Below are 22,508 nucleotides of genomic sequence, written 5' to 3' on the forward strand. Positions count from 1 at the left end.
TTCAAACATTGACTTTCCTTCCCCGCCCCGGCCTGTATGGGGCATGAATCCGTTACAGAAATCATGATGTCACCCCTGTTTGCCCTCTCGCTCGCCATCTGCGCCATCATATCCGTCGTGGTGCTGATCGCCCGCTTCCGGATCAATCCGTTCATCGTGCTGTTTGCGGTCTCGCTGGCGCTGGCGCTGTGCGCGGGCATGCCGCCGCAAAAGGCCATTGCCTCGTTCGAGGCCGGTGCGGGCCGCGTGCTGGGGCACGTGGCCACCGTTATCGCGCTGGGCACGATGCTGGGCAAGATGCTGGCGGAATCCGGCGGGGCCGACCGCATTGCCCTGACCATTACCCGCCTGGCAGGCGAGAAGCGCGTCAGCTGGGCCATGATGGTGATCGGGCTGCTGGTGGGGCTGCCGGTTTTCTTTGAAGTGGGATTCGTGCTGCTGATCCCGCTGGCGTTCACGCTGGCGCGGCGCACCAATACGCCGCTTTTGCGCGTGGCCCTGCCCATGGGGGCGGCGCTTTCGGTCACGCACGCCATGATCCCGCCGCATCCGGCCACACTGCTGGCGCTTGCGGCCTATCATGCCGATATCGGGCGCACGATCCTGTGGGGCATCGTGATCGGCACGCCTGCCGCAGCCCTTGCGGGGCCGGTCTATGCGCGTTTCATTGCCGGGCGCATCGGCCCCGTGCTGCCCTCGGCGCTGGAGGCGCAGTTCGTCAACCATGAAGTGCCCGCCCACATGCCCGGCTTTGGCATTACGGTCCTGACCATTCTCTCGCCCGTTGTGCTGATGCTGGTGGGCTCGGTGGCGGATGTCGTGGCCCACCCGCATACGCCGCTCAACAATGCGCTGCACTTCATCGGCAATACCGATATCGCGCTGGCGCTGGCAACCCTGCTATCCTTTCAGGTCTTTGGCCTTGCCCGTGGCTTCAGCCGCGAGACGATCCTCAAATTCACCAATGACTGCCTGGCCCCTACGGCGCTGATCATGCTGCTGGTGGGCGCGGGCGGCGGCTTCGGGCAGGAACTGGTCGATAGCGGCGTTTCCACCGCCATTACCGACCTGGCGGTGGGCGCCCATGTGCCGCTGCTGGTGCTGGCCTGGCTGCTGGCGGTGGTGGTGCGGGTGGCCACGGGTTCGGCCACCGTGGCCATGAGCACGGCGGCGGGCATCGTAGGGCCGATCCTTGTGCACACGCACGGGGCCTCGCCTGAACTGATGGTGATCGTGACCGGCGCAGGCTCGGTGGCGCTGGGTCCGCTGAATGATGCGGGCTTCTGGCAGATCAAGGAATATCTTGGCCTGTCGGTAGGCCAGACCATAAAGACATGGTCGGTGATCGAGACCCTGATTGCCGTGCTGGGGCTGGTCTTTGCGCTGCTGCTGTCGCTGGTGGTGACGTAGTTGAAAAAATCCGGTGTTTTACAAGGATCTTATCGTATCGATGATGGCAAGGATGGCATTGCGGTCCAGTTCAAATTCCGGTTCGGCGTCCATCGTCACCAGTTCCATCAGCGCATCTGACAGGGCTTTGAATCGAGGGCGGTCATGACTGTTGAAAATCTTCAGCGCTCGGGTCGCGATGGCCTGTACATAGGACCTGCCTGCCAGAAGCGCCTCAAGCTGATCGGCTATTTCCCGGGGTGTCAAGGCTCTGTCCATCAGGGCCAGTAGATCCACCGCATGGGCGGTCTCGACCCCCTCACTGACCAGCCCTGCCTGCATCGCAGCGACAGACTGCGCCACGCTACGGCAGGCATCGGTCAGGACCACGGTGGCAAAACCGGCCCGGACGGCATCGCGCGCGGTTGCCGCCACGCAGTAATCCAGCGCTACCCCCACCACGAATACCCGGTTGATCCCCCTGCCCCGTAGCAGGCCATCCAGCCCGGTGCGGCTGGTGCGCGCGTTATCCTCGAAAGCGGAATAGCTGTCGGTATCAGGGCGCATGCCCTTGCGCAGCACCACGCCGATATGGGCCTGCGCCAGATCGGGCACGAGGGCCGCCCCTTTAGTACCCGCCACGCAATGCTCCGGCCACGGGCCGCCCTGCATGTCAAAGGATACATGATCTGACGGGTGCCAGTCCTGCGTTGCGGCAATCAGGCCAAAGGGCAGTTCGCTCAGTCGGTTGATGAGCGGCACAACGCCATCCGCCCCCGCCACGCCCAGTTCGCCGCCGGGCATGAAGTCGACCTGCATGTCGATAATCAGCAGCGCATCGGCGGGCGTGATGAAAGGGGTCTCTGAATGCCCGTTCGCCGTCATGCTGCCCCCTGCCGCGAGATGGTCTTAAGATAAAAAAATAGAAGTCTTTGGGGGCAGCCTTTTTCAAAAAGGCTGCATGCTTCGAAGCTTTTTAGAAAAAAGCTTCACCAAAAACTTTTATCTGTTTCCCTAGCCCTTGGCGTACGGATTGCTCGAGGCCCGCAGCAGCAGCCTGATGGGCGTGCCCGGCAGGTCGAAGGTCTCGCGCATGCCGTTGACCAGATAGCGCTGGTAGTCCTCTGGCAACTGGTCGGTACGGGTGCCGAACAGGATGAAGGTGGGCGGGCGCGCCTTGGCCTGCGTGATATAGCGCAGCTTGAGCCTGCGGCCATCAACGAGCGGCGGCGGATGGCGCTCGACCATCATCTCGAACCAGCGGTTGAGCGCGCCGGTGGGCACGCGGCGGTTCCATACCTCATAGGCGCGGCGCACGGTGGGCAGCAGGCGGTTGATGCCTGCCCCGGTCATGGCCGAGAACGACACGACGGGAATGCCGCGCATCTGCGCAAGCGAGGTCTCGATCCGGTCCTTGATGGCCTGGCGGGTCGCGGCCCGGTCCTCTACCGCATCCCACTTGTTGAGCGCGAGCACGCAGCACCGGCCCTCACGCTCGATCAGCCGGGCGATCTGCAGATCCTGCTCATGCACGCCCAGCGTGGCATCGAGCACCAGGATCACGACCTCCGCCATCTTCAGCGCCTCGATGGAGGCGGAGACCGACATCTTCTCCAGCGTCTCGTCAATCCGGGCCTTGCGGCGCAGGCCCGCCGTATCGACAAGCTGGATCGGGCCTTCGTCGTCATGCAGCATGACGGCAATGGAATCGCGCGTCAGCCCCGGCTCGGGGCCGGTGATCATCCGTTCCTCGCCCAGCAGGCGGTTGAGCAGCGTGGACTTGCCCGCATTGGGACGGCCGACGATGGCAAGACGCAACGGGCCGGGGGGACGGGCATCTTCTTCCTCGCCCTCGGCCAGCGCGTCTTCGCGCCGGGAACGGCGGGTGACTTTTTTCACCGGCGGCAGGTCAGTGGGCGGCAGGCGGTCCACGATCTCGCTCATGAGGTCGGCCACGCCCTCCCCATGCTCGGCCGACATGGCCAGCGGCGTGCCCAGCCCCAGCGAGAACGCCTCCATGGCGGCAGCGGCACCCTGCCGCCCCTCCGCCTTGTTGGCGACCAGCAGCACCGGGCGGCCCTGGCGGCGCAGCCAGTTGGCAAAATGCTCATCGGCGGGGGTGATGCCGCTGCGCGCATCAATGCAGAACAGCACGAGATCGGCCTCGGCCACGGCGGATTCGGATGAAGCCCGCATGCGGCCGTACAGCGTATCGGGTGCCGCCTCCTCCAGCCCGGCCGTGTCGATGATGCGGATGGCCCGGCCCCGCACGGTGGCCTGGCCTTCCTTGCGGTCACGGGTCACGCCGGGGGTGTCGGCCACAAGCGCCTGCCTGCGGCCAACCAGCCGGTTGAAAATGGTCGACTTGCCGACATTCGGCCTGCCCGCGATCACGACAACCGGCAGCGCATCCACTGGCGCGGATGGAAAAGATGAACTCACTGCGGCAACTTTCTTTTTAACTATAGGCCAGAAGATAGCCGTTATTATCCATGAGCAACAGCGTATTATCGACCACGATCGGCGCGGTCGTCACTTCAGCCGGCAGTTCATGCAGGGAGTCGATATGCCCCAGCGCCGGATCGATGATGACAACGCCGTTCTGCTTGAAGTTCGATATGAACACCAGCTTGCCGCCCGCCAGAATCGGGCCGTTCCACACGATGCCGCGCTTCTGCTTGTCGGAATTCTCATACTGCCGCAACTGCGTGATCCAGCGCACATGGCCTGAAAGCCGGTCAAGGCAGGCCACCTGCTGGTCCATCGAGATGAGGAAGATCCAGTCCCCGATCACCAGCGGCGTGTTCTGCCCCGAAATCCCGCGCTCCCACAGCCTGCGGCCCGAGCGCATGTCGATGGCGACAAGCACGGCGCCGGTGCTGATGGCATAGGCCGTGCCATCGGCAATGACCGGCATGCCATGCACGCACGAGAAATCGATCAGCGCCTGCTGGCCGTTGGTGCTGCCCAGCGTGTCGGCCCACACCACCTCGCCGCCCTCGGCACGCAGGGCCACGAGGTCACCCGAGCCAAAGCCCGCCAGCACCACGCCATCGGCCACGGCGGGCGCGGGCTGGCCGTAGATGACGGTATCGGCGGCGGTTGCGGCGTATGTCCACAGCACGTTGCCATTTTCGGCATCGAGACAGTACAGGTGCTCGTCAATCGTGCCCAGGAACAGTCGCCCATCGGCGATGGTGGGCGCGGAGCGGCCCGGCGCCTGGATGTTGACGCGCCATTTCAGCTTGCCGTTGGCGGCATCGAGCGCCAGCGCCTGCCCGATGCCATCGACGATGTACAGCGTGCCCTTGTCCACGCTGATGCCGCCGCCAAGGTTGTTCGACATCATCTTGCGCGGCTTGGGGTTGTATTCCCACAGTTTGTGCATGCCGGGCCAGCGATAGGCACGGACCACGCCCTGTGCATCCACCACGAACAGGCGGCCATCCTGCACCACGGGTGTCGCCTGGATGATGCCACGCCCGCTATCGCCCAGTGCCACGTAGGAAAGCCATTCCGGCTCGGAATTGCCTGCACCGATATCATGCGTCCATTCATGGCGCATCTGGCGGCCCCAGGCGATATCGCGGCCCCCATGATCGGACGTGATCCCCGATTGCGGCCATGCGCTCAGCGCCGTGGGGGCGGGCACGGTCACGGCCTGCGTTTCCTCGGGGTCCACCGTCAGGCCAGCGGCGGTGTGCAGCACGTCCGAACGGTGACCGATCAGCAGCGGGGCTTTTTTCTGTTGGGCGGAACACGCGGCCAGCAGCGCCGCTCCCGTGCCCAGCAACACATGGCGGCGGCTCAGGGCTGATTTCATGGTCTTCCTGTCGGTGGGCGTGGAGGATGCGGGGTCAGGACTAGCCACCAGCGTCGCCCCCCAGCGTCTGGAGCATGGCTTCGGCGCGGCTGCGCACGCCATCGGCTATGGTCATGTCCATGGCCAGACGCTCGAATTTGGCGCGTGCATCGGCAGGCTTGCCCGCCCGCAGGTCAAGCAGGGCCTCGGCCTCTATGGCCTGGCCACGCCAGGGCTGGCCCGCGCCATCAAGCAGCGCCAGGCGTGAACGCAGGGTGGCGGGGTCACCGCCGTCAATCTGGTGCTGCACCCACAACAGGCTGGCCAGCGCAGCAATGGTGGGATCGACCGCGTGTTCCTGGCTCACGCCTTCCCACAAAGCCAGGGCGGCAGGCAGCCTGCCATCCGTGGCCAGCAGGGCCGCGCGCTCCATGCGCTCGAGCACGCGCAGCGGCGGGCGGGCCTGCGCATCAAGCGCTTCAAGCTCCTGCAGGCCCTTTTTCTGCCGGGTGGTCAGGCTGGTATCGGCGCCCATGGCATCAGGCGCGCGGGCGGCATCCTGCATGGCGGTGAAATAGGCGGCCGAGACAGCGGCATCCGCCTTGTGGGCGCGCGAGACGGAATACTGCCACCCGCCTGCGCCAATGCACACCGCCGCCACCACGACGCCAGCGACGACAAGGTAGCGCCGCGCCAGTGCCCGGATGCGTTCGGCCCGGATTTCCTCATCGACTTCCATGAAGATGTCGTCAGCCACGTTCGTGTCGTTCCCTGCTCGCTTGCGTGGCGCATCGCACCTTACGCGTCGTGATCTCTGGGCCAGCATATCCGGCCTGGCACGGCACGGCAAACCACCCGGCCCGTGCCACGGCCCATTTCCGCCTGTTCGATCACATAGACCGGCCTGTTTTGCACCGCCAGCGATAAGCGGGCGAAAAATACAAAAAAGCCGGTTTTTTCACCGTTTCGCGTGGTGCCAGTCGCGCAGGAGCCGCTGCGCGGTCAGGACCACCTGCTGAACACCCAGCCCCTCCATGGGCGCATTGCCCACCGGGCCGGGCGCCATCGCCACCCGCCCCCACGGGCCGGCGGGCGCGTATTCCATGGCCTTGCTGCGGCCAAACAGGCCGAGCGTGGGAATCCGGCTGGCCGCAGCCAGATGCATCAGCCCCGAATCATTGCCAATGAACAGGGTGCACCGCGCCAGCAGGGCCGCGACCTGCGTGACCGACAGGCCGCCCCCCGTATCCAGCGCATCGGGCAGGCGTTCGATCACCGGCAGGGCACGGGCGCGCTCGGCAGCACCGGGGCCGTACAGGATGACCGGCCGCAGATGCGGATCATCGGCCTGCAGGGCGTTGCATACCGCCACGAACCGCTCCGGCGGCCAGATCTTGCCATCCCAGTTGGCGGTGGGGCCAAGGGCGAGCCAGCGCGTGCCGTCATCGGGCAGCATGCGCGCGGCCTCGTCACGCTCGGCGGCACTGGTCCATGTTACCGGCAGCGGCGCGGGATCAAGGTCGAGCAGGTTGCCGATATGCGTGATCCGCGGCCCCCTGCGGCGGCCACCCTGCATGACATGGCGCTCGCCCACGCGCAGGAAATAGCTCACCACCGAACTGCGCAGGTCCACGCACAGATCCCACTTGCGCCCCCGGCACTGCCGCCACAGGTCGACCCAGTGCATGTTGCGCGGGCGCTTGACCATCTCGATCGTGCGCACGCGGCGCGGCATGTGCGCGAACAGACCGGCCGCCACCGGCCCGCACGCGATGGTGAAGTCGGCCTCGGGGTAGCGCCTGAGCAGCGTATCGAGCAGCCCGGTGGAGAGGATGGCATCACCCAGCCGGGTGGATGTAATGAACAGGATGTGCATTTTTTCGGTGCTAGTCAGGTTTTGCGTGCGTGCCAACCTCTCTTTGCCCTTGCCTGCGGGCGCGGGCGTGGCCAGATTGCAGCCATGGCCAGAATTGCTCACCTCCCCGCCCGCAGCGTGCTCAGCGTATCAGGGGCTGACCGCGTCTCCTTCCTCCAGGGGCTTGTCTCCAACGACATGACCACGGTTGCCCCCGGTCGGGCCGTGTGGACCGCGTTTTTATCCGCCCAGGGCAAGTGGCTGGCGGATTTCTTCGTTTTTGCCGACCCCGAGGGCCAGCGCCTGCTGCTTGACTGCGATGCCAGCCAGACCGACATGCTGCGCCAGCGCCTGTCGCGCTACCGCCTGCGCGCGCAGGTGGAACTGGGCGAGACCGGCTACGCCGTGCATGCGGCCTGGGGCGAAGGCTGCACCCCGCCCGAAGGCTACCCTGCCGCCCCCGACCCGCGCGTGGCGCAGGCGGGCTGGCGCTTCCTGCTCGGTCACCCCACGCCTCACCCCACGGCGGATGAAGTGGATTATGACCGCCACCGCCTTGCCCTTGGCCTGCCCGACGGGCCGCGTGACTGCGAAAACGACAAAACCCTGCTGCTCGAAGCCAATTTCGACCAGCTCAATGGCATTTCATGGACCAAGGGCTGCTACATGGGCCAGGAACTGACCGCGCGCACGCGCTACCGGGGGCTGGTGCGCCGCCATCTCGTGCCCGTATCCACCCATGCCGACCTGCCTGCGCCGGGCACGCCCGTCATGGCGGGCGAAAAGACGGTAGGCGAGATGCGCTCCTCCCGCGATGGCGCGGGGCTGGCCATGATCCGCAGCGAGCATCTGCACGATACGGGTCTTGTGGCGGCAGGCCATGGGGTGCAGGTGCATCTGCCGCAGTGGTTCAGCCTGCCCGCCAGGGCGCAATAAGGCGCCCGGCGCGCCTGCATTTTCACGTTCCAGGGTCAATATCCATGCCTTACACGCCGCCTGACTCCACCACGCGCGCCGCCATGATCGCGCGCGTCAAATTCAATGCCGATGGCCTGATTGCCGCCATTGCCCAGCAGCATGACAGCGGCGAGGTGCTGATGCTGGCCTGGATGAATGCCGCAGCCCTTGACGAGACCCTGCGCACGGGCCGCGTATGCTACTTCTCGCGCAGCCGTAACGGCCTGTGGCGCAAGGGCGAGACATCGGGACAGGTGCAGACCCTTGTGGATGCGCGGCTTGATTGCGACCGCGATGCGGTGCTGCTGCTTGTCGACCAGAAAGGCGTTGCCTGCCATACCGGGCGGCGCAGCTGCTTCTATAACGCGCTGCGCCCCGAAGGGATCGTGGAGATCACGCAGCCCGAGATCGCGGCTGAAACACTTTATGGCAAGGGCTGAACGGGTCATGCAGGAAAACGACGAAGAAAAGCGCGAACAGATCAGCAAGCTGGTCTGGATCGGCATTACTGTTGCGGGCACGGTCCTCATGGGCTTTTTCATGCTGCGCAACGAGATGCATGCCCTGATCTCGGAAAACGAACCCGCTTCCCCGCCTGCGGCGACCGCGCCGGCTACGCCGGGCCAGGCGGCACCAGCGCAACCGCCTGCCCCGCCTCCAGCAGGTCAATAATCTCGCGGGCAGCCGCATGGGCCGGGTTTTCGCCCGGGCCATGCAGGGCCGCGCGGATATGGGCAAACCCCGTGCGTTGCAGGTCGCGGCTGGCGGGGTCTGCCAGCAGGCGCTCGACGGTGGCGGCCAGCAGTTCGGGCGTGCAGCGCTCCTGCAGCAGTTCGGGCACCAGCCTGTGGCCCGCCAGCAGGTTGACCATGGCCACGTACGGCACGCGGATCAGCCGCCGGGCAATGGCCGCCGTGAACGGATTGACGCGATAGGTCACGGCCATGGGCACGTTGGCCATGGCCAGTTCCAGCGTGGACGTGCCTGACTTGGTCAGCGCTGCGGAGGCAGCGGCAAAGGCATCATGCTTGTCGTGCACATCGGTCACGATCAGGGGCTGCACCGGCCACCGGGCCACACCCGCGCGCACGATATCGGCAATAACGGGCGAGACCGGCACCACGGCCACGATATCGGGCCTGTTGCGCTGCACGAGGGCCAGCATGCGGCCAAAGACCGGCAGCAGGCGCGGCGCCTCGGAGCGGCGGCTGCCGGGCATGAGCACGAGGATGGGCGCATCGGGCGCAATTTTGTAACGCGCCCGGAAGGCTGCCGCCGACCCCTCATCCGCCCCTGACTGCACCACCGGGTGGCCCACGAAACGCGCCTCGATGCCGTGGCGGGCAAAGAATTCCGGCTCGAAGGGCAGCAGGCACAGCATGCGCTCCCACAGGCCGGGGAATTCACGCACCCTGTGCTCGCGCCACGCCCAGACCTGGGGGGCCACGTAATGCAGGCGGGGAATGGAGAGCGGCGCGATCCGGCGCAGCAGGCGCAGGGTAAAGCCGGGGCTGTCGATGGTAATGACCAGCGCGGGCCTGCGCGCGGCAATATCCGCCACGGCCTGATCGAGCCTGCGCGAGAGATGGCGGATGCGCGGCAGCACCTCGAGCAGTCCCATCACCGCAAGGTCGCGCAGCGGGAAAAGCGATTGCAGCCCCTGTGCGTGCATGCGCTCCCCCCCGATGCCCGCAAAATGCAGGTCGGGCCGCAACTGGCGCAGCGCGATCATCAGGCGGCTGCCCAGCACGTCGCCACTGGCTTCGCCCGCCATGATCCATATGAGCGGGCCGGAGGGGGAACGGCCAGCGGGCGCAGGGGAGGATGAAGGCTTGGTCATGCCAGACCGGCTTATCGTGTCGGGACAAAAGGCGCAAATGGCAGGGGCAAAAATATCTGCCCCTGCCCCATGCTGGCCCTGACCATTTTGGGGCCGTTTACTGTGTTTTGAGCAGGCTGCTTATACTGGCGCGGATGTCATCGGGCAGCGGCACGTAGTTCAGCGTCACCGCCGCCTCGCTGCCATGCGCCATGCTCCAGGTAAAGAATTCCCGCACCGCCCGCCCCTGTGGCGTATCGGCGCGGTCGGTCGGGATCAGCACATAGGTCGCGGCCATGATGGGCCAGGCCCCTGCTCCATCGCCATCAAGCACATCGGCGGAGCGGCTGGCATCAGCGGACCAGTGGGCGGTGGTCACGGCCTGGCGGAAGCTTGCAGCATCCGCCGCCACCACATCACCGTGGTGATTGCGCAGTTGGGCAATGGGCATGTGATTGCCTGCCGCATAGGCGTATTCAAGGTAGCCGATGCTGCCTTCGGTATTGCGCACGGCGGCGGCGATGCCGTCATTGCCCCGCGCGCCCTCGCCAACCGGCCATTCAATCGAGGTGCCGCTGCCCTGCTCATGCGCCCAGTGCGCCGAGACGCGGGCAAGGTAGGACGTGAACACGAAGGTGGTGCCAGACCCATCGGCCCGGCGCACCGGGGCCACGGGCATGGCGGGTAGCGTCAGGCCCGGGTTTTCCGCCGCAATGCGCGGGTCGTTCCACATGCTGATTTCGCCGCCATAGATATCGGCCAGCAGGGGGCCGGTCAGGCGCAACTGGCTGGCATCAATGCCGGGCAGGTTCACCACCGGCACGATGGCGCCCAGCACGGTGGGGAACTGGACCAGCCCGTTCTGCTCAAGCTGTGCTGCGGTCATGGGTGCGTCGGAGGCGCCGAAATCCACCGTGCGGGCCTTGACCTGGTTCTGCCCGGCCCCCGAGCCGATGGTCTGGTAATTGAGGCGGATATCGGTGGCCTTTGCCGCCCCTGCCCCCCACGCGCCATAGATCGGCGCGCCAAAGCTGGAGCCTGCGCCCGTTATGTCGGTAGCAAGGGCGGGCGTGCTGGCCACGGCCAGCATTGCTGCCAGCCCCAGCCCCCAGCCGCGCCGCTCAGCCGCGCAGGACGGCATTGCAGCTTTTATGCGCGGCGGCCACCACCCGGTCACACACAGCCTCGATCTCCGCATCGGTCAGGGTTCCGTCCATCGGCTGCAGGGTTATCTCGATGCCCAGCGACTTGTGGCCCGCAGGCACCTTGTCGCCTTCATACACATCAAACAGGCTGACGGCCACGATCAGGTTGCGTTCCGCGCCCTTTACGGCCCTGAGCAGCTTTTCCGCCGTCACGTCCGCGCTCACCACAAACGCAAAATCACGCCTGAGCGGCTGGAAAGCCGAGAGCGCGGGCGGCCCCTTGCGCCGCCGCTTGGGCTCGGGCACGGCATCGGGGTAGAGCGTGAACGCACACACCGGCACATCAATGCCGCGCGCGGCCAGCAGGGCGGGATGCAACTGCCCGAAATGGCCCAGCACCAGCTTCGGCCCCTGCCGGATCACGCCCGAGCGGCCCGGATGGTAGCAGGCGGGCGCATCCGCGCTCAGGCTCAGCCCTTCCATCGCAGCCCCCATTACCGAGAGTCCGGCCAGCGCATCGGCCTTGACCTGCCACAGGTCAACCGGCCGGGCGGGCTGGCCGGGCTGGCGGGCACAATGCCCGCTGCGGATACCGGCCGCGATCAGGTGCTGGCCATCAGCATCAAAGCCGGGACCGACCTCGAACAGGCCGATATCGGGGTAGCCCCGCGCCACGTTGGCCCTGATCGCGGCCAGCAGGTTGACCAGCGGGGTGGGGCGCATCTGGTCGAGATCGGCGGCAATGGGGTTGAGCAGGTGCAGATCGACAGGCGTTTCGCCAAACTGGGCCGCCTGTTCCTGCGCCACGAAGGAGAAGCCGACCGTCTCGAGCAGTCCGCGCGCAGCTAGCGTGCGGCGCAGGCTGGCGGTGCGGGCCTGCCGGGGGGTCAGGGCTGGCTGCGGCACGGCGCTGTGCACCGGCAGCGACACGGCGGGCACGCTGTCGAGCCCGCGCAGGCGCAGCACTTCCTCGATCAGGTCCACTTCCGGGTTGATCGTAACAGCCCCTTCCGCCGCGGCCCTGGCGCGGGCTTCGGGCAGGCCGGGCTGCTGGTCGAGCAGCATGGGCATGGCAATGTCGTTGCGCCATGAGGGCACGTTCACCACCACATGGCGGGCATCGCATTCGCGCACTTCAAAGCCCAGCCCTTCGAGCAGGTGCACGGCATGGTCCGGCTCTTCCACCAGGCCGCCAAGGGTTTCAAGGCGGGCAAATTCCAGATGCGCCTGGCGCTGCCATGCAGGCTCGGCCCCGGCGGAGACCACGTTATCGGCCACGCCACCACACAGCTCGATGATCATGCGGGTCGCGGCCTCAAGCGCTGCGGGTGGCAGGGCCTGGTCCACGCCGCGCTCGAAACGCTGGCGGGCATCGGAATGCAGGTTGTGCCGCCGCCCGGCCAGCGCGATGGCCACGGGGTCGAACAGCGCGCATTCCACGAACACGGTGGTCGTCTCCTCGCTCACGCCACTTCCGGCCCCGCCCATGATGCCCGCCAGCGACAGCACGCCGCTGCTGTCGGCTATCACGCAGTCATCGGGGGTCATGACGTGTTCGCTGCCATCAAGGGCGGTAAAGGTCTCGCCCGCGCCCCGGCAGATGGTCAGTTCACCGCCACGAACCTTGTCCGCATCAAACACGTGCAGCGGGCGGCCAAGGTCGTGGGTGAAGAAATTGGTAATATCAACCAGCGCCGAGATCGGGCGCAGGCCGATCGATTCCAGCCGCCGTCGCAGCCATGCCGGGCTGGGGCCGTTTTTCACGCCACGGATGGTGCGCCCGAGCACCCACGGGCAGGCCTCGGGGTAGGTGATGCGCCACGTAATCGTGCTATCGCCCTGCCCCTCAACCGTATCGACCAGCCAGGGCTTCAGCCTGCCCAGCCCTGCCGCCGCCAGGTCACGCGCCACACCGCGCACGGCCAGCGCATCGCCCCGGTTGGGGGTGATGGCGATATCGATCACGGGATCATCAAGTTTGGCAAAGAGCGGGTAGGACTGGCCCGGCGCCGTGCCCTCGGGCAGTTCGGCAATGCCGTCATGGTCCTCGCCAAGGCCGAGTTCACGCAGCGAGCACAGCATGCCGCCACTGGCCTCGCCACGGATCTTGCCTGCCTTGATGGTGATGCCGGAGGCCGGGATATGTGTGCCCGGCGGCGCAAAGATGACATGCAGCCCTGCGCGCGCATTGGGCGCGCCGCATACGACCTGCACGCGCTCGAAGCCTGCGCCCGCATCGACCTGGCACACGCGCAGGCGGTCGGCATTGGGGTGCTGCACGGCCTCGATGATGCGCGCGGTGCGGAAGGATGCCAGCGCGGCACCGGGGTCTTCCACGCCTTCCACCTCCAGGCCGATGGTGTTCAGCGTGCCGGTGATCTCTTCCAGCGTTGCGGTGGTCTCAAGGTGTTCGCGCAGCCAGGACAGGGAGAACTTCATCGATCACAGACCTTCGTGCAGCAGGGCGGGAGACAGGGGGCTGGTGCCGTAATGGCGCAGCCAGCGGATATCGCTTTCATAGAACGAGCGCAGGTCGGGAATGCCATGGCGCAGCATGGTCAGCCGCTCGATGCCCATGCCAAAGGCAAAGCCCTGCCACTGCCGCGCATCCAGCCCGCAATTGGCCAGCACGCGGGGGTGGACCATGCCCGCGCCCAGCACTTCCAGCCAGTCATCGCCCGCGCCGATCTGGCCGGTCTTGCGCGACCAGCCGATGTCGATTTCCATCGACGGCTCGGTGAACGGGAAGTAGGAGGCGCGGAAACGCACCGGCAGGTCCGGCATCTGGAAGAACGCGCGCAGGAAGTCCGACAGGCAGCCCTTGAGGTGGCCGAGCGTGATCCCCTTCTCGATCACCAGCCCCTCGCACTGGTGGAACATGGGGGAATGCGTGGCATCATGGTCGGCGCGGTAGGTGCGGCCGGGGGCGATGATGCGGATGGGCGGCTCCTGGCCCAGCATGGTGCGGATCTGCACGCCCGATGTCTGGGTGCGCAGCACGCGCTCGGGCTGGCCCTCGGCCTCGGGCGGCAGGTAGAACGTGTCCTGATCGGTCCGGGCGGGATGATGGGCGGGGGTGTTGAGCGCCGAGAAGTTGTGCCAGTCGCTCTCGATATCCGGGCCTTCGGCAACCTGGAAACCCATGGCGCCGAAAATGGCGGCCATTTCCTCAATGGTGCGGGTAATGGGGTGCAGCAGCCCGCTGGCCTCGGGGGGGCAGGGCAATGTTACATCCACGCGCTCGGCGGCGAGGCGGGCGTTGAGCGCGGCGGCCTCGAGTTCCTGGCCACGGGCCTCGATCAGGCGGGTCAGTTCATCGCGCAGGCGGTTGAGGGCGGCCCCGCGGGCGCGACGCTCATCGGGCGTCATGCGCCCGAGTTCCTTGAGCAGCGCGGTCAGTTTGCCCGACTTGCCCAGCGTACCCACGCGCACGGCGTCCCATTCGCGCTGGTCGGTCGCGGCAGCGAGTGCCTGAACTGTCTGTTCCCTCAGGGTTTCGAGATCGTCACTCATAGCACCTCGCACAGGCTCTCAAATCGGGCGGGCTGGCAGGGGCAGCAGTCTGGCCACCAGACCCGGCGCGTGTCTGCGCCCGCAACCGCAAGGGCGCGCGGGCATCGTATAAAACAAAACGGGCCGCCCCTGCGGACGACCCGTTTCGTGGACCTGTCGCCACACGGGCGGGAACAGGGATCAGGCCAGAGCGGCCTGCGCCTTCTTCACGATCTCGGCAAAGGTTGCCGCGTCGTCATAGGCGATGGCGGCGAGAACCTTGCGGTCGATCTCGATGCCAGCCTTGTCCAGACCGTTGATGAAGCGGCTGTAGGTCAGGCCATGCTCGCGCACGGCCGCGTTGATGCGCTGGATCCACAGGGCGCGGAACTCACGCTTCTTGTTGCGGCGATCGCGGTAGGCGTACTGGAGCGACTTTTCCAGACGTTCCAGCGCGATGCGGTAATTGGTGGAGGAACGACCCCGGAAGCCCTTGGAAGCTGCCAGAACCTTCTTGTGACGGGCGAGCGTCGTTACGCCGCGTTTTACACGTGCCATATCTCAGGTGCTCCTTATGCCAGGCCGTAGGGGGCCCACTGCTTTACAGTGCGGCCATCCATTTCCGTCAGCACCTGCGAACCACGGTTCGTGCGCTTCATCTTCTGCGAGCGGTTGATCAGGCCGTGGCGCTTGTTGCCGGGACCTGCCAGCACCTTGCCGGTGGCGGTGATCTTGAACCGCTTCTTGACCGATGACTTGGTCTTCATCTTGGGCATTTGCTTCTCCTTAAGGTTAAAGGCTGCGCCCTGCCCCGTTACAGGCAGGAACGCCATTGCGGCCGGGCATGCCCTACAGGCCCGGACGCGCGAACAGGCAGGCTATAGACAACCTGGCATTCCCGATCAACCCCCTTGATGGCCCGCAGCGTGCTTTCCCCTGCCCGCCCCATGCTGTAGGAGGAAAAAGCACCATAATAACCGGGAGGAAAACAAGATGACCCAACGCGTAGCCTACGTAACCGGCGGCAGCCGCGGCATTGGCGCGGGCATTGCCAAGGCGCTGGCGGGTGACGGATATGATGTTGCCATCTCATACGCCCGCAATGAAAAGGCCGCCGCGGAAACCGTGGCCGAAATCCGGGCCATGGGCCGCCGCGCCATGGCCATCTGCTGCGATGGCGAAGGCAATGGCAACCGTGCCGCGATCCAGCAGGTTGTGCGCGATCTTGGCCGCATCGATGCGCTGGTGTGCAACGCCGGCGTGTACCCCCATGGCGACGTGAGCGAGATGACCGACGCGCAGGTCGATGCCGTGCTGGGCCTGAACGTGCGCGCCGTGATGATCGAGGCCATCGAGGCCTCGCGCCACATGACGAAGGGTGGCCGCATCATCCTGATCGGCTCGGCCTTTGCCGATCGCTCCCCCTTCCCCGGCATTTCGCTCTATTCGGCCTCAAAGGCGGCGCTGAACGGGTTTGCCCGGGGGGCCGCGCGTGATCTCGGCCCGCGCGGCATCACCATCAACGTGGTCCAGCCCGGCCCGATCGATACCGACATGAACCCCGCCACCGGGCCTGCCGCCGACCTGCTGCGCAGCTTCATGTGCCACAAGGAATACGGGCAGGTCAGCGATATCGCCACCGTGGTCTCGTTCCTTGCCAGCCCGCAGGCCGGTTTCATCACCGGCTCGGCGCTGACGACCGATGGCGGCATCACCGCCTGAGCGGCCCCGGAGGTCCGGGCGGCACGACCACGCCGTCCGGCCCCGGATGCCCCATCGGCCCGCAAGGCCTTTCACCCCGGCGACACCGCGAGACCGTATCCGCTCAGGATGAAACGTGGCATTCATGCCTACCTGCGTCCGATCGGAAAATTCCATGCCAGACAGAACACCCGCCCTTGCCCGGAAACCTGCTGCCAGACACCTTTCATTCCGGCACGGCAGCACGGGCATGACATGGTGCGGCCTGCTTGGCCTGTCGGTTCTTTTTACCGTTCCGCTGCATTACCTGCACCTGCCTGCCGCCATCCTGCTCGGGCCGATGTTCGCAGCCGTGGTGCTCGCGGTCAGGGAGATCCACCTGCCCATTCCGCACCCTGCCTTTTTACTGGCACAGGGCATTGTGGGGTGCATGATCGCCTGTAGCCTTCAGGTCAGCATCTTTTCAAAAGTAATGGGCGAAGGGCCTCTTTTCCTGGGCGGGGTGATGTGCGTCATCGTGCTGTGCACCCTGATCGGCTTTAGCCTGGCGCGATGGAAGGTGCTGCCCGGCAGCACGGCCCTGTGGGGTGCCTCGCCGGGGGCGGCCACGGTCATGACGCTGATGTCGCAGGGCTATGGCGCGGACATGCGGCTTGTTGCCTTCATGCAATATTTCCGCGCCGCCGCCGTTGCCGTGGCCGCCACGGTCATGGCGCATGGCGCCACCCCGGTCATGGCCGACACAACCACCGCGTTCTGGTCGATGCCCACGTCATGGGCCGCCTTTGCCGAGACGGCGGGCGTCATCGTGGCCGGTGTCAGCCTGGCCCATGTCGTGCGGCTGTCAGCCGGAGCACTCATGCTCCCGCTCATCGTGGCAACGGCGCTGCAGGATACGGGACTGCTCTCGATCGAGCTGCCGCCGTGGTTTCTGGCCATTGGCTATGCCGTACTGGGCTGGGGCATCGGCCTGCGCTTTACGCGCGCCACGCTGCGTTATGCCGCGCGCGCGTTCCCTTATATAATGCTGGCCATCATGCTGATGCTTGGCGGCTGCGGCCTGATGGCGCTTGCACTCGCCCGCGTCAGGCACGTCTCCGTGCTGACGGCCTATCTGGCCACCAGCCCCGGTGGCGAAGATACCGTGGCCATCATCGCCGCCACCACGCCGGGCGTTGACATGCCTTTCGTGATGGCCATGCAGACCGTGCGCTTCGTGCTCGTGCTGTTTACCGGCCCCTTTCTGGCCCGCACGCTCAGCCGCTGGGTTGAACGGTAGCCGGAATCACAAAAAGCAGCCCTGCCGGAAGCAGACTGTGTAGGTAAGACCAATTTTTAAGGGAAGTTTTGGCTGGGGGACCTGGATTCGAACCAGGGCTGACCGGGTCAGAGCCGGTAGTTCTACCGCTAAACTATCCCCCAGCAAGGAGAAAGCGGCGCGATGCGCTGCGGTGATCAGGCATATACCCGCCCGTTTTGGGGGGCGCAACCCCCTGCTGCGCATTTTTATAAACTTTTCTCTTTTGTCTTGCGTTTTGCGCAGAACACTTAACACAATAGGTAATACCTTGGCCGCCAAACGGGTTTGGGATGAACATGGTCCAGCAGCCGTCCAGTGCAAAGATACGCCAGCCGGCAGGGATTGCGCCCCGGCCGCCCGTCATGCACCGCCGCCTCATGCGCGCGCCGCTTTATGCCGCCATTGATCTCGGCACCCATAACTGCCGCCTGCTCATTGCCCGCGCGGGCGAGCATGGCCTGCGCGTGATCGACAGCTTCAGCCGCGCCGTGCGCCTGGGCGAAGGGCTGCACCATTCGGGCCAACTCGCCGATGCCGCGATGGAGCGCACCCTCGCCGCCCTTCGGGCCTGCGTGGCGCGCATGGGGCTGTATGACCTGCAAGGCCACCGCGCCATCGCCACCGAGGCGTGCAGGCGGGCGGCCAATGGCATGGAGTTCATCGGCCGCGTACTGCACGAGACCGGGCTCGACATATCCGTCATTTCCGCGCGGGAGGAGGCCGAACTCGCCCTTGCGGCCTGCACCTCCCTGCTGCAGGGCGGGCGGACGGGCACCAGCCGCGGGCTCTTGTTCGACATTGGCGGCGGCTCGACCGAGATCGCCTGGGCGCGCATCGACCGCGAGGCCCGGCGGCATGACCTTTCGGGTTATGTCAGCCTGCCGGTGGGCATCATGACCCTGGCCGAGCGCCATGGCGCCGACATCTTTACCGATCGGGGCTACCACGGCGTCGTATCCGAAATCAGCGACGTGCTGCGCGGCTTTGACGATGTGCACTGCATCGCGCGTGAAATCGCGCGCCAGAACGTCATGCTGCTGGGCACCAGCGGCACCGTGACCACGCTGGCCAGCCTGGCCCTGGGCCAGGACCGTTACGACCGGGCCAGCATTGATGGCTCGGCCCTGTCCGTGCCCCGGGCGCTTGGCATGATCGACACCCTGCGCGCAGGCGGGCTCGAGGGGCTGGTGCGCAATCCCGTCATCGGGGCGGAGCGCGCACGCTACATCCTGCCGGGCTGCGCCATATTCGAGGCCATCGTCACCACATGGCCCATGCCGGACGTGACCGTGGCCGACCGGGGATTGCGCGACGGGCTGCTTTTACGCATGATTGGCAACCGCAGGCGACAGGCGGCCCCAGCCACCGCGCCGCCTTCCTTTTCCCTGTACAATCGTTTGGAGCACCAGGTCAGTCCCTGACCGCGTCCCGTCATGAAGCAGCGTTCCACTACCCGCATTCCGGGCAAGGCCCGTACCAGCAGTCTGACCCCCGGCACGGGTGACAGCGCGGCCGACGGGCAGGCCGCCCAGTCCAACCGCACCAAGACCGTAACCGTAAAGAAGGCACGCGGGCGCACCACCGCCCAGCATCGCTGGCTCCAGCGCCAGCTCAACGACCCCTACGTGCAGGCCGCCCAGAAACAGGGCTGGCGCTCACGCGCAGCCTTCAAGCTGATCGAACTCGATGACCGCTTTCACCTGATCACGCCCGGCACGCGCGTCGTCGATCTTGGCGCGGCACCCGGCGGCTGGACACAGGTTGCAGTCAAGCGGGGTGCTGCCGAGGTGGTGGGCGTGGACCTGCTGCCGGTTGACCCCGTGCCGGGGGCCACCATCATCGAAGGCGATTTCAACGACCCCGACATGCCCGCCCGCCTGACGGAACGGCTCGGCGGCCGGGCCGACGTGGTCATGTCCGACATGGCGCCCAACACCACGGGCCATGCGCCGACCGATCACCTGCGCATCATCGGCCTGGCCGAACTCGCGCTGGATTTTGCCACGCGCATCCTCGCCCCCGGCGGCGCGTTCGTGGCCAAGGTGTTCCAGGGTGGATCGGAAAAGCAGATGCTGGCCGAACTCAAGCGCCTGTTCACGCAGGTGCGCCACGCCAAGCCCCCCGCGAGCCGCAAGGAATCCAGCGAGCTTTACGTCGTGGCCACGGGCTTCCGGGGCATGGAAGCGAAAGGCGAAGGGGAAGGCTGAAACGGCCCTCCCCCCACCGGGCCGTCATGCGGCGCGGTGATCATCCCACAGCCATGCGGCCCCCCGCACGCCAGAACTGTCACCATGCCTGTTGCGCACGATGGGCGTGGTGCAGTTGGGGGTGATGACATAGCGCCGCATGAGGCGGGGCACGCGGTCATAGATTGAATCAAGGTTCGACACGCCGCCGCCCAGCACGATGATGTCGGGGTCCATGAAGTTGATGGCCATGGCGCAGGCGCGGGCCATGCGGTCCATGTAGCGGTCAAGCGCACCGATGGCGGTCAGGTCGCCTGCCTCGGCCTCCTGCTCGATATGGGCGGCACTGCGGTGGCCGGGGCCCTTCCAGTCCTGCGCCAGCGCCGAGCCGCTGAGAAAGCGCTCCATGCACCCTTCATTGCCGCAGAAGCACTTGGGCATGGGAAATTCCTCGATGCGCGGCCAGGGCAGCGGCACGTGCCCCCATTCCCCCGCAATGTGGTTATGGCCGATCAGCAGTTTCTGGTCGATCACGATGCCAGCGCCCATGCCGGTGCCGATGATCACGCCAAACACGCTGTGATGGCCCGCCCCTGCCCCATCGATCGCCTCGGACAGCGCAAAGCAGTTCGCGTCGTTCTCGATGCGCACGGCACGGCCCAGCGCAGCCGTCATGTCCACGATCAGGGGCTGGTTGTTGAGCCATGTGGCATTGGCGTTCTTGATCACGCCCGTATCGGGGCTGATGGAGCCGGGAATGCCGATTCCGACCGTGCCGGTGCCCCCGAGTTCGTGGTCAACGCCCCGGATCAGGTCGCACATGGCCGCGATGGCCGCAGGATAGTTGCCAGGATTGGCAATGCGGCGGCGCAGAAGCTCGGCACCATCCATGCCGAGGGCGGTTATTTCGATCTTGGTCCCGCCAAAATCAATTCCAATACGATAGTCGGCCATCCGGAGTCTTTCTTTCATCATGTTTTATCAGTGGCGCATTTGCTTTTATGATCGTACCTGCACGCAACATCAAACCCTGATGCAAGGGCATAGCTGCCAACCACCAAGGAGGCATGGCCACCCATGAGTGAAATCCTGCTAGACGCGCGCGGCCTGACCTGCCCCCTGCCCGTGCTCAAGGCCAACCGCATGCTGCGCGGCCTGCCACCGGGCGCGCGGCTGCGCGTGATCGCGACCGACCGGGCCTCGGTTGCGGATTTCCAGGCTTTCTGCCGCGAAACGGGCCACGCCCTCATCGCTTTTGGCGAGGAAGGCGGCACGCTTTCCTTCGTCATCCGCCGCAGGCCCGACACCACGCCTGCCGCCCCCGCGCCACCGGCCTCGGCATAGACTCCAAAATGGCGTAAAACGCGTTGTCCCCTTGGCAGGAGGGCCTTCAAGGATGTAATGCCTCCGCCAGCCCCGTTATTGCAGGAAGTGCCGCGCCCACATGACCGATGACCTGACCAACCTTTCCTTCGAGGAGGCTCTGGCCGAACTTGAAGCCATCGTGCGCCAGCTTGAGGTCGGCCAGCTGCGGCTGGAAGATGCGATCACCGCCTATGAGCGTGGCGCCGCCCTGCGACAGTACTGTCAGAAGAAACTGGACGAGGCCGAGGCCCGCGTTCAGGCGATTGTCCAGCGTGCCGATGGCGCGCTGGAAACGAAACCAATGGATTGATGCACCAGATGAGCCAAACAACAGCACCCTCGTCCCAAACAGACGGAACGGATCGCATGGTCCGTCTGCGTGCATCCATGTCCGCGCGCGCCACCGCCATCGAGGCGATGATCGACCGCCTGCTGCCACGCGTGGAAGGTGGCGAGGCCCGCCTGATCGATGCCATGCGCTATGCCACGCTGGGTGGCGGCAAGCGCCTGCGCGGCTACCTGGTGGCCGAAGTGGCCAGCCTGTTCAGGGCCAGCACCGATGCGGCCGACCGCGTCGCGGCCTCGGTCGAGATGCTGCATGCCTACTCCCTGGTGCATGACGACCTGCCCGCCATGGATGATGACGACCTGCGCCGCGGCCAGCCCTCCACCCACCGCAAGTTCGATGAAGCCACCGCCATCCTGGCCGGTGACGCGCTGCAGACCATGTCATTCGACATCCTGGCCAATCCGCTCACCCATGCCTCGGCCGAAGTGCGCATCAACCTCGTGCGCGCGCTGGCCGATGCCTCGGGTGCGGCTGGCATGGTGGGTGGCCAGATGATCGACATGGAAGGCGAAGGCCGCGCCCTGTCGCTTGAGGAAGTCGCCCGCCTGCATGCGCTGAAAACCGGCTGCCTGATCCGTTACGCCGCCGAGGCCGGGGCCATCCTTGGCCAGGCCAGCGATGACGTGCGCAAGCGCATCTCGGCCTATGGCCGCGACCTTGGCGCCGCCTTCCAGATTGCCGATGACGTGCTCGATGCCACCGCCAGCGCCGAGGAACTCGGCAAGACCGCAGGCAAGGACGAGGCGGCTGGCAAGTCCACCTATGTCGCCCTGCTCGGCGTTGAGGGGGCCGCGCGCGAGGCCCGCCGCGTGGCGGAGCAGGCCGAATCCCATATCGACATCTTCGGGCCAGAGGCGGATCGCCTGCGTGACCTGGTGCATTACGTGGTCGAGCGCAGGAACTGATCGACATGAGCGAGAGCAACACGTCCTCCACCATCCCCACCCTCGGGCGCTACGCCCAGCTTGACCGGGTGCAGTGGCCGCACGACATGCGCAACCTCTCGGTCGAGCAGCTCAGGCAGCTTGCGGAGGAACTGCGGTCGGAGACGATCGATACCGTGTCCACCACCGGCGGCCACCTTGGTGCCTCGCTGGGCGTGGTTGAACTGACCGTGGCACTCCATGCCGTGTTCGACACCCCTGCCG

At 66.1% G+C, this 22,508-nt stretch carries 24 protein-coding genes and 1 tRNA gene; 12 read left to right on the forward strand and 13 right to left on the reverse strand.

The window, feature by feature from the left end; genetic code table 11:
* The first annotated feature begins 66 nt into the window (after positions 1–66).
* Positions 67–1,410: a GntT/GntP/DsdX family permease gene (locus tag HNW77_RS00865; RefSeq protein ID WP_172154531.1), complete on the forward strand. Its 1,344-nt coding sequence runs from the start codon at positions 67–69 to the stop codon at positions 1,408–1,410.
* 18 nt (positions 1,411–1,428) lie between these two features.
* Here HNW77_RS00865 and HNW77_RS00870 read toward each other — a convergent pair whose 3' ends face one another.
* From HNW77_RS00870 to HNW77_RS00890, 5 genes are all read right to left on the reverse strand, one after another.
* Positions 1,429–2,274 (reverse strand): nicotinamidase, encoded by an 846-nt coding sequence (locus HNW77_RS00870; protein ID WP_172154476.1) that lies wholly within the window; start codon positions 2,272–2,274, stop codon positions 1,429–1,431.
* 129 nt (positions 2,275–2,403) lie between these two features.
* Positions 2,404–3,831 (reverse strand): ribosome biogenesis GTPase Der, encoded by a 1,428-nt coding sequence (der, locus tag HNW77_RS00875; RefSeq protein WP_172154478.1) that lies wholly within the window; start codon positions 3,829–3,831, stop codon positions 2,404–2,406.
* 16 nt (positions 3,832–3,847) lie between these two features.
* Positions 3,848–5,212, reverse strand: a complete 1,365-nt coding sequence (locus HNW77_RS00880) for a PQQ-like beta-propeller repeat protein (RefSeq protein ID WP_172154480.1) — start codon at positions 5,210–5,212, stop codon at positions 3,848–3,850.
* 40 nt (positions 5,213–5,252) lie between these two features.
* Entirely contained in the window at positions 5,253–5,948 is a 696-nt protein-coding gene (locus HNW77_RS00885) for a hypothetical protein (protein WP_172154482.1), read from the reverse strand.
* Between the two features lie 201 nt (positions 5,949–6,149).
* Positions 6,150–7,067: a glycosyltransferase family 9 protein gene (locus HNW77_RS00890; RefSeq protein ID WP_172154533.1), complete on the reverse strand. Its 918-nt coding sequence runs from the start codon at positions 7,065–7,067 to the stop codon at positions 6,150–6,152.
* An 84-nt stretch (positions 7,068–7,151) separates the two neighbouring features.
* Here HNW77_RS00890 and ygfZ point away from each other — a divergent pair, with 84 nt between their 5' ends.
* From ygfZ to HNW77_RS00905, 3 genes are read left to right on the forward strand one after another with little or no spacing between them, the layout of a single operon-like run.
* Positions 7,152–7,982: a CAF17-like 4Fe-4S cluster assembly/insertion protein YgfZ gene (ygfZ, locus tag HNW77_RS00895; protein ID WP_172154484.1), complete on the forward strand. Its 831-nt coding sequence runs from the start codon at positions 7,152–7,154 to the stop codon at positions 7,980–7,982.
* A 44-nt stretch (positions 7,983–8,026) separates the two neighbouring features.
* Positions 8,027–8,443: a phosphoribosyl-AMP cyclohydrolase gene (hisI, locus tag HNW77_RS00900; RefSeq protein ID WP_172154486.1), complete on the forward strand. Its 417-nt coding sequence runs from the start codon at positions 8,027–8,029 to the stop codon at positions 8,441–8,443.
* A 7-nt stretch (positions 8,444–8,450) separates the two neighbouring features.
* Entirely contained in the window at positions 8,451–8,675 is a 225-nt protein-coding gene (locus HNW77_RS00905) for a hypothetical protein (protein ID WP_241694203.1), read from the forward strand.
* Here HNW77_RS00905 and lpxB read toward each other — a convergent pair.
* From lpxB to rpmI, 6 genes are all read right to left on the reverse strand, one after another.
* Positions 8,617–9,843, reverse strand: coding sequence for a lipid-A-disaccharide synthase (lpxB, locus tag HNW77_RS00910; protein WP_241694204.1), 1,227 nt, complete (start codon positions 9,841–9,843; stop codon positions 8,617–8,619). The two genes, HNW77_RS00905 and lpxB, sit on opposite strands and share 59 nt — an antisense overlap.
* Before the next feature lie 97 nt (positions 9,844–9,940).
* Positions 9,941–10,963, reverse strand: coding sequence for a phosphate ABC transporter substrate-binding protein PstS (gene pstS, locus HNW77_RS00915; protein ID WP_172154490.1), 1,023 nt, complete (start codon positions 10,961–10,963; stop codon positions 9,941–9,943).
* Entirely contained in the window at positions 10,944–13,406 is a 2,463-nt protein-coding gene (pheT, locus tag HNW77_RS00920) for a phenylalanine--tRNA ligase subunit beta (RefSeq protein ID WP_172154492.1), read from the reverse strand. Before pheT ends, pstS begins: the two co-directional genes overlap by 20 nt.
* 3 nt (positions 13,407–13,409) lie before the next feature.
* Entirely contained in the window at positions 13,410–14,480 is a 1,071-nt protein-coding gene (gene pheS / locus HNW77_RS00925; RefSeq protein WP_172154494.1) for a phenylalanine--tRNA ligase subunit alpha, read from the reverse strand.
* Positions 14,481–14,660: 180 nt separating this feature from the next.
* A complete protein-coding gene (gene rplT / locus HNW77_RS00930; protein ID WP_014104634.1) occupies positions 14,661–15,017 on the reverse strand; it encodes a 50S ribosomal protein L20 in 357 nt (118 codons plus the stop codon).
* Positions 15,018–15,031: 14 nt separating this feature from the next.
* Positions 15,032–15,235 carry a 50S ribosomal protein L35 gene (gene rpmI / locus HNW77_RS00935; RefSeq protein WP_007400447.1) on the reverse strand — a complete coding sequence of 68 codons (204 nt, stop codon included), beginning with the start codon at positions 15,233–15,235 and terminating at the stop codon, positions 15,032–15,034.
* Between the two features lie 217 nt (positions 15,236–15,452).
* Between rpmI and HNW77_RS00940 the strand changes: the two genes are divergently transcribed.
* Both HNW77_RS00940 and HNW77_RS00945 read left to right on the forward strand, forming a co-directional pair.
* Positions 15,453–16,181, forward strand: coding sequence for an SDR family NAD(P)-dependent oxidoreductase (locus tag HNW77_RS00940; protein ID WP_172154496.1), 729 nt, complete (start codon positions 15,453–15,455; stop codon positions 16,179–16,181).
* 154 nt (positions 16,182–16,335) lie between these two features.
* Complete coding sequence (locus tag HNW77_RS00945; protein WP_172154498.1) at positions 16,336–17,439, forward strand: AbrB family transcriptional regulator; 1,104 nt, start codon at positions 16,336–16,338, stop codon at positions 17,437–17,439.
* 69 nt (positions 17,440–17,508) lie between these two features.
* Here HNW77_RS00945 and HNW77_RS00950 read toward each other — a convergent pair.
* Positions 17,509–17,582: transfer RNA gene (locus HNW77_RS00950), tRNA-Gln, on the reverse strand.
* Positions 17,583–17,750: 168 nt separating this feature from the next.
* Between HNW77_RS00950 and HNW77_RS00955 the strand changes: the two genes are divergently transcribed.
* Positions 17,751–18,881: a Ppx/GppA phosphatase family protein gene (locus HNW77_RS00955; protein WP_172154500.1), complete on the forward strand. Its 1,131-nt coding sequence runs from the start codon at positions 17,751–17,753 to the stop codon at positions 18,879–18,881.
* A 12-nt stretch (positions 18,882–18,893) separates the two neighbouring features.
* Positions 18,894–19,667, forward strand: coding sequence for an RlmE family RNA methyltransferase (locus HNW77_RS00960; protein WP_172154502.1), 774 nt, complete (start codon positions 18,894–18,896; stop codon positions 19,665–19,667).
* 24 nt (positions 19,668–19,691) lie between these two features.
* On the opposite strand, the gene HNW77_RS00965 is transcribed toward HNW77_RS00960, so the two are convergent.
* Positions 19,692–20,600, reverse strand: coding sequence for an ROK family protein (locus HNW77_RS00965; RefSeq protein ID WP_172154504.1), 909 nt, complete (start codon positions 20,598–20,600; stop codon positions 19,692–19,694).
* Positions 20,601–20,723: 123 nt separating this feature from the next.
* Between HNW77_RS00965 and HNW77_RS00970 the strand changes: the two genes are divergently transcribed.
* The 4 genes from HNW77_RS00970 to HNW77_RS00985 all read left to right on the forward strand — a co-directional run.
* The gene (locus tag HNW77_RS00970; RefSeq protein ID WP_172154506.1) at positions 20,724–20,990 is read left to right on the forward strand and encodes a sulfurtransferase TusA family protein; all 267 of its coding nucleotides are present in this window, start codon (positions 20,724–20,726) and stop codon (positions 20,988–20,990) included.
* A 100-nt stretch (positions 20,991–21,090) separates the two neighbouring features.
* Positions 21,091–21,321, forward strand: coding sequence for an exodeoxyribonuclease VII small subunit (locus HNW77_RS00975; protein ID WP_078524161.1), 231 nt, complete (start codon positions 21,091–21,093; stop codon positions 21,319–21,321).
* A gap of 56 nt (positions 21,322–21,377) precedes the next feature.
* On the forward strand, positions 21,378–22,265 hold the full coding sequence (locus HNW77_RS00980; RefSeq protein ID WP_172154508.1) for a polyprenyl synthetase family protein: 888 nt from the start codon (positions 21,378–21,380) through the stop codon (positions 22,263–22,265).
* A gap of 5 nt (positions 22,266–22,270) precedes the next feature.
* The coding region (locus HNW77_RS00985; RefSeq protein WP_275942123.1) for a 1-deoxy-D-xylulose-5-phosphate synthase N-terminal domain-containing protein at positions 22,271–22,508 on the forward strand (238 nt) is incomplete at its 3' end.

Origin of the sequence: Komagataeibacter melomenusus (genome assembly GCF_013155395.1) — a bacterium.
GTDB classification, from domain to species: domain Bacteria; phylum Pseudomonadota; class Alphaproteobacteria; order Acetobacterales; family Acetobacteraceae; genus Komagataeibacter; species Komagataeibacter melomenusus.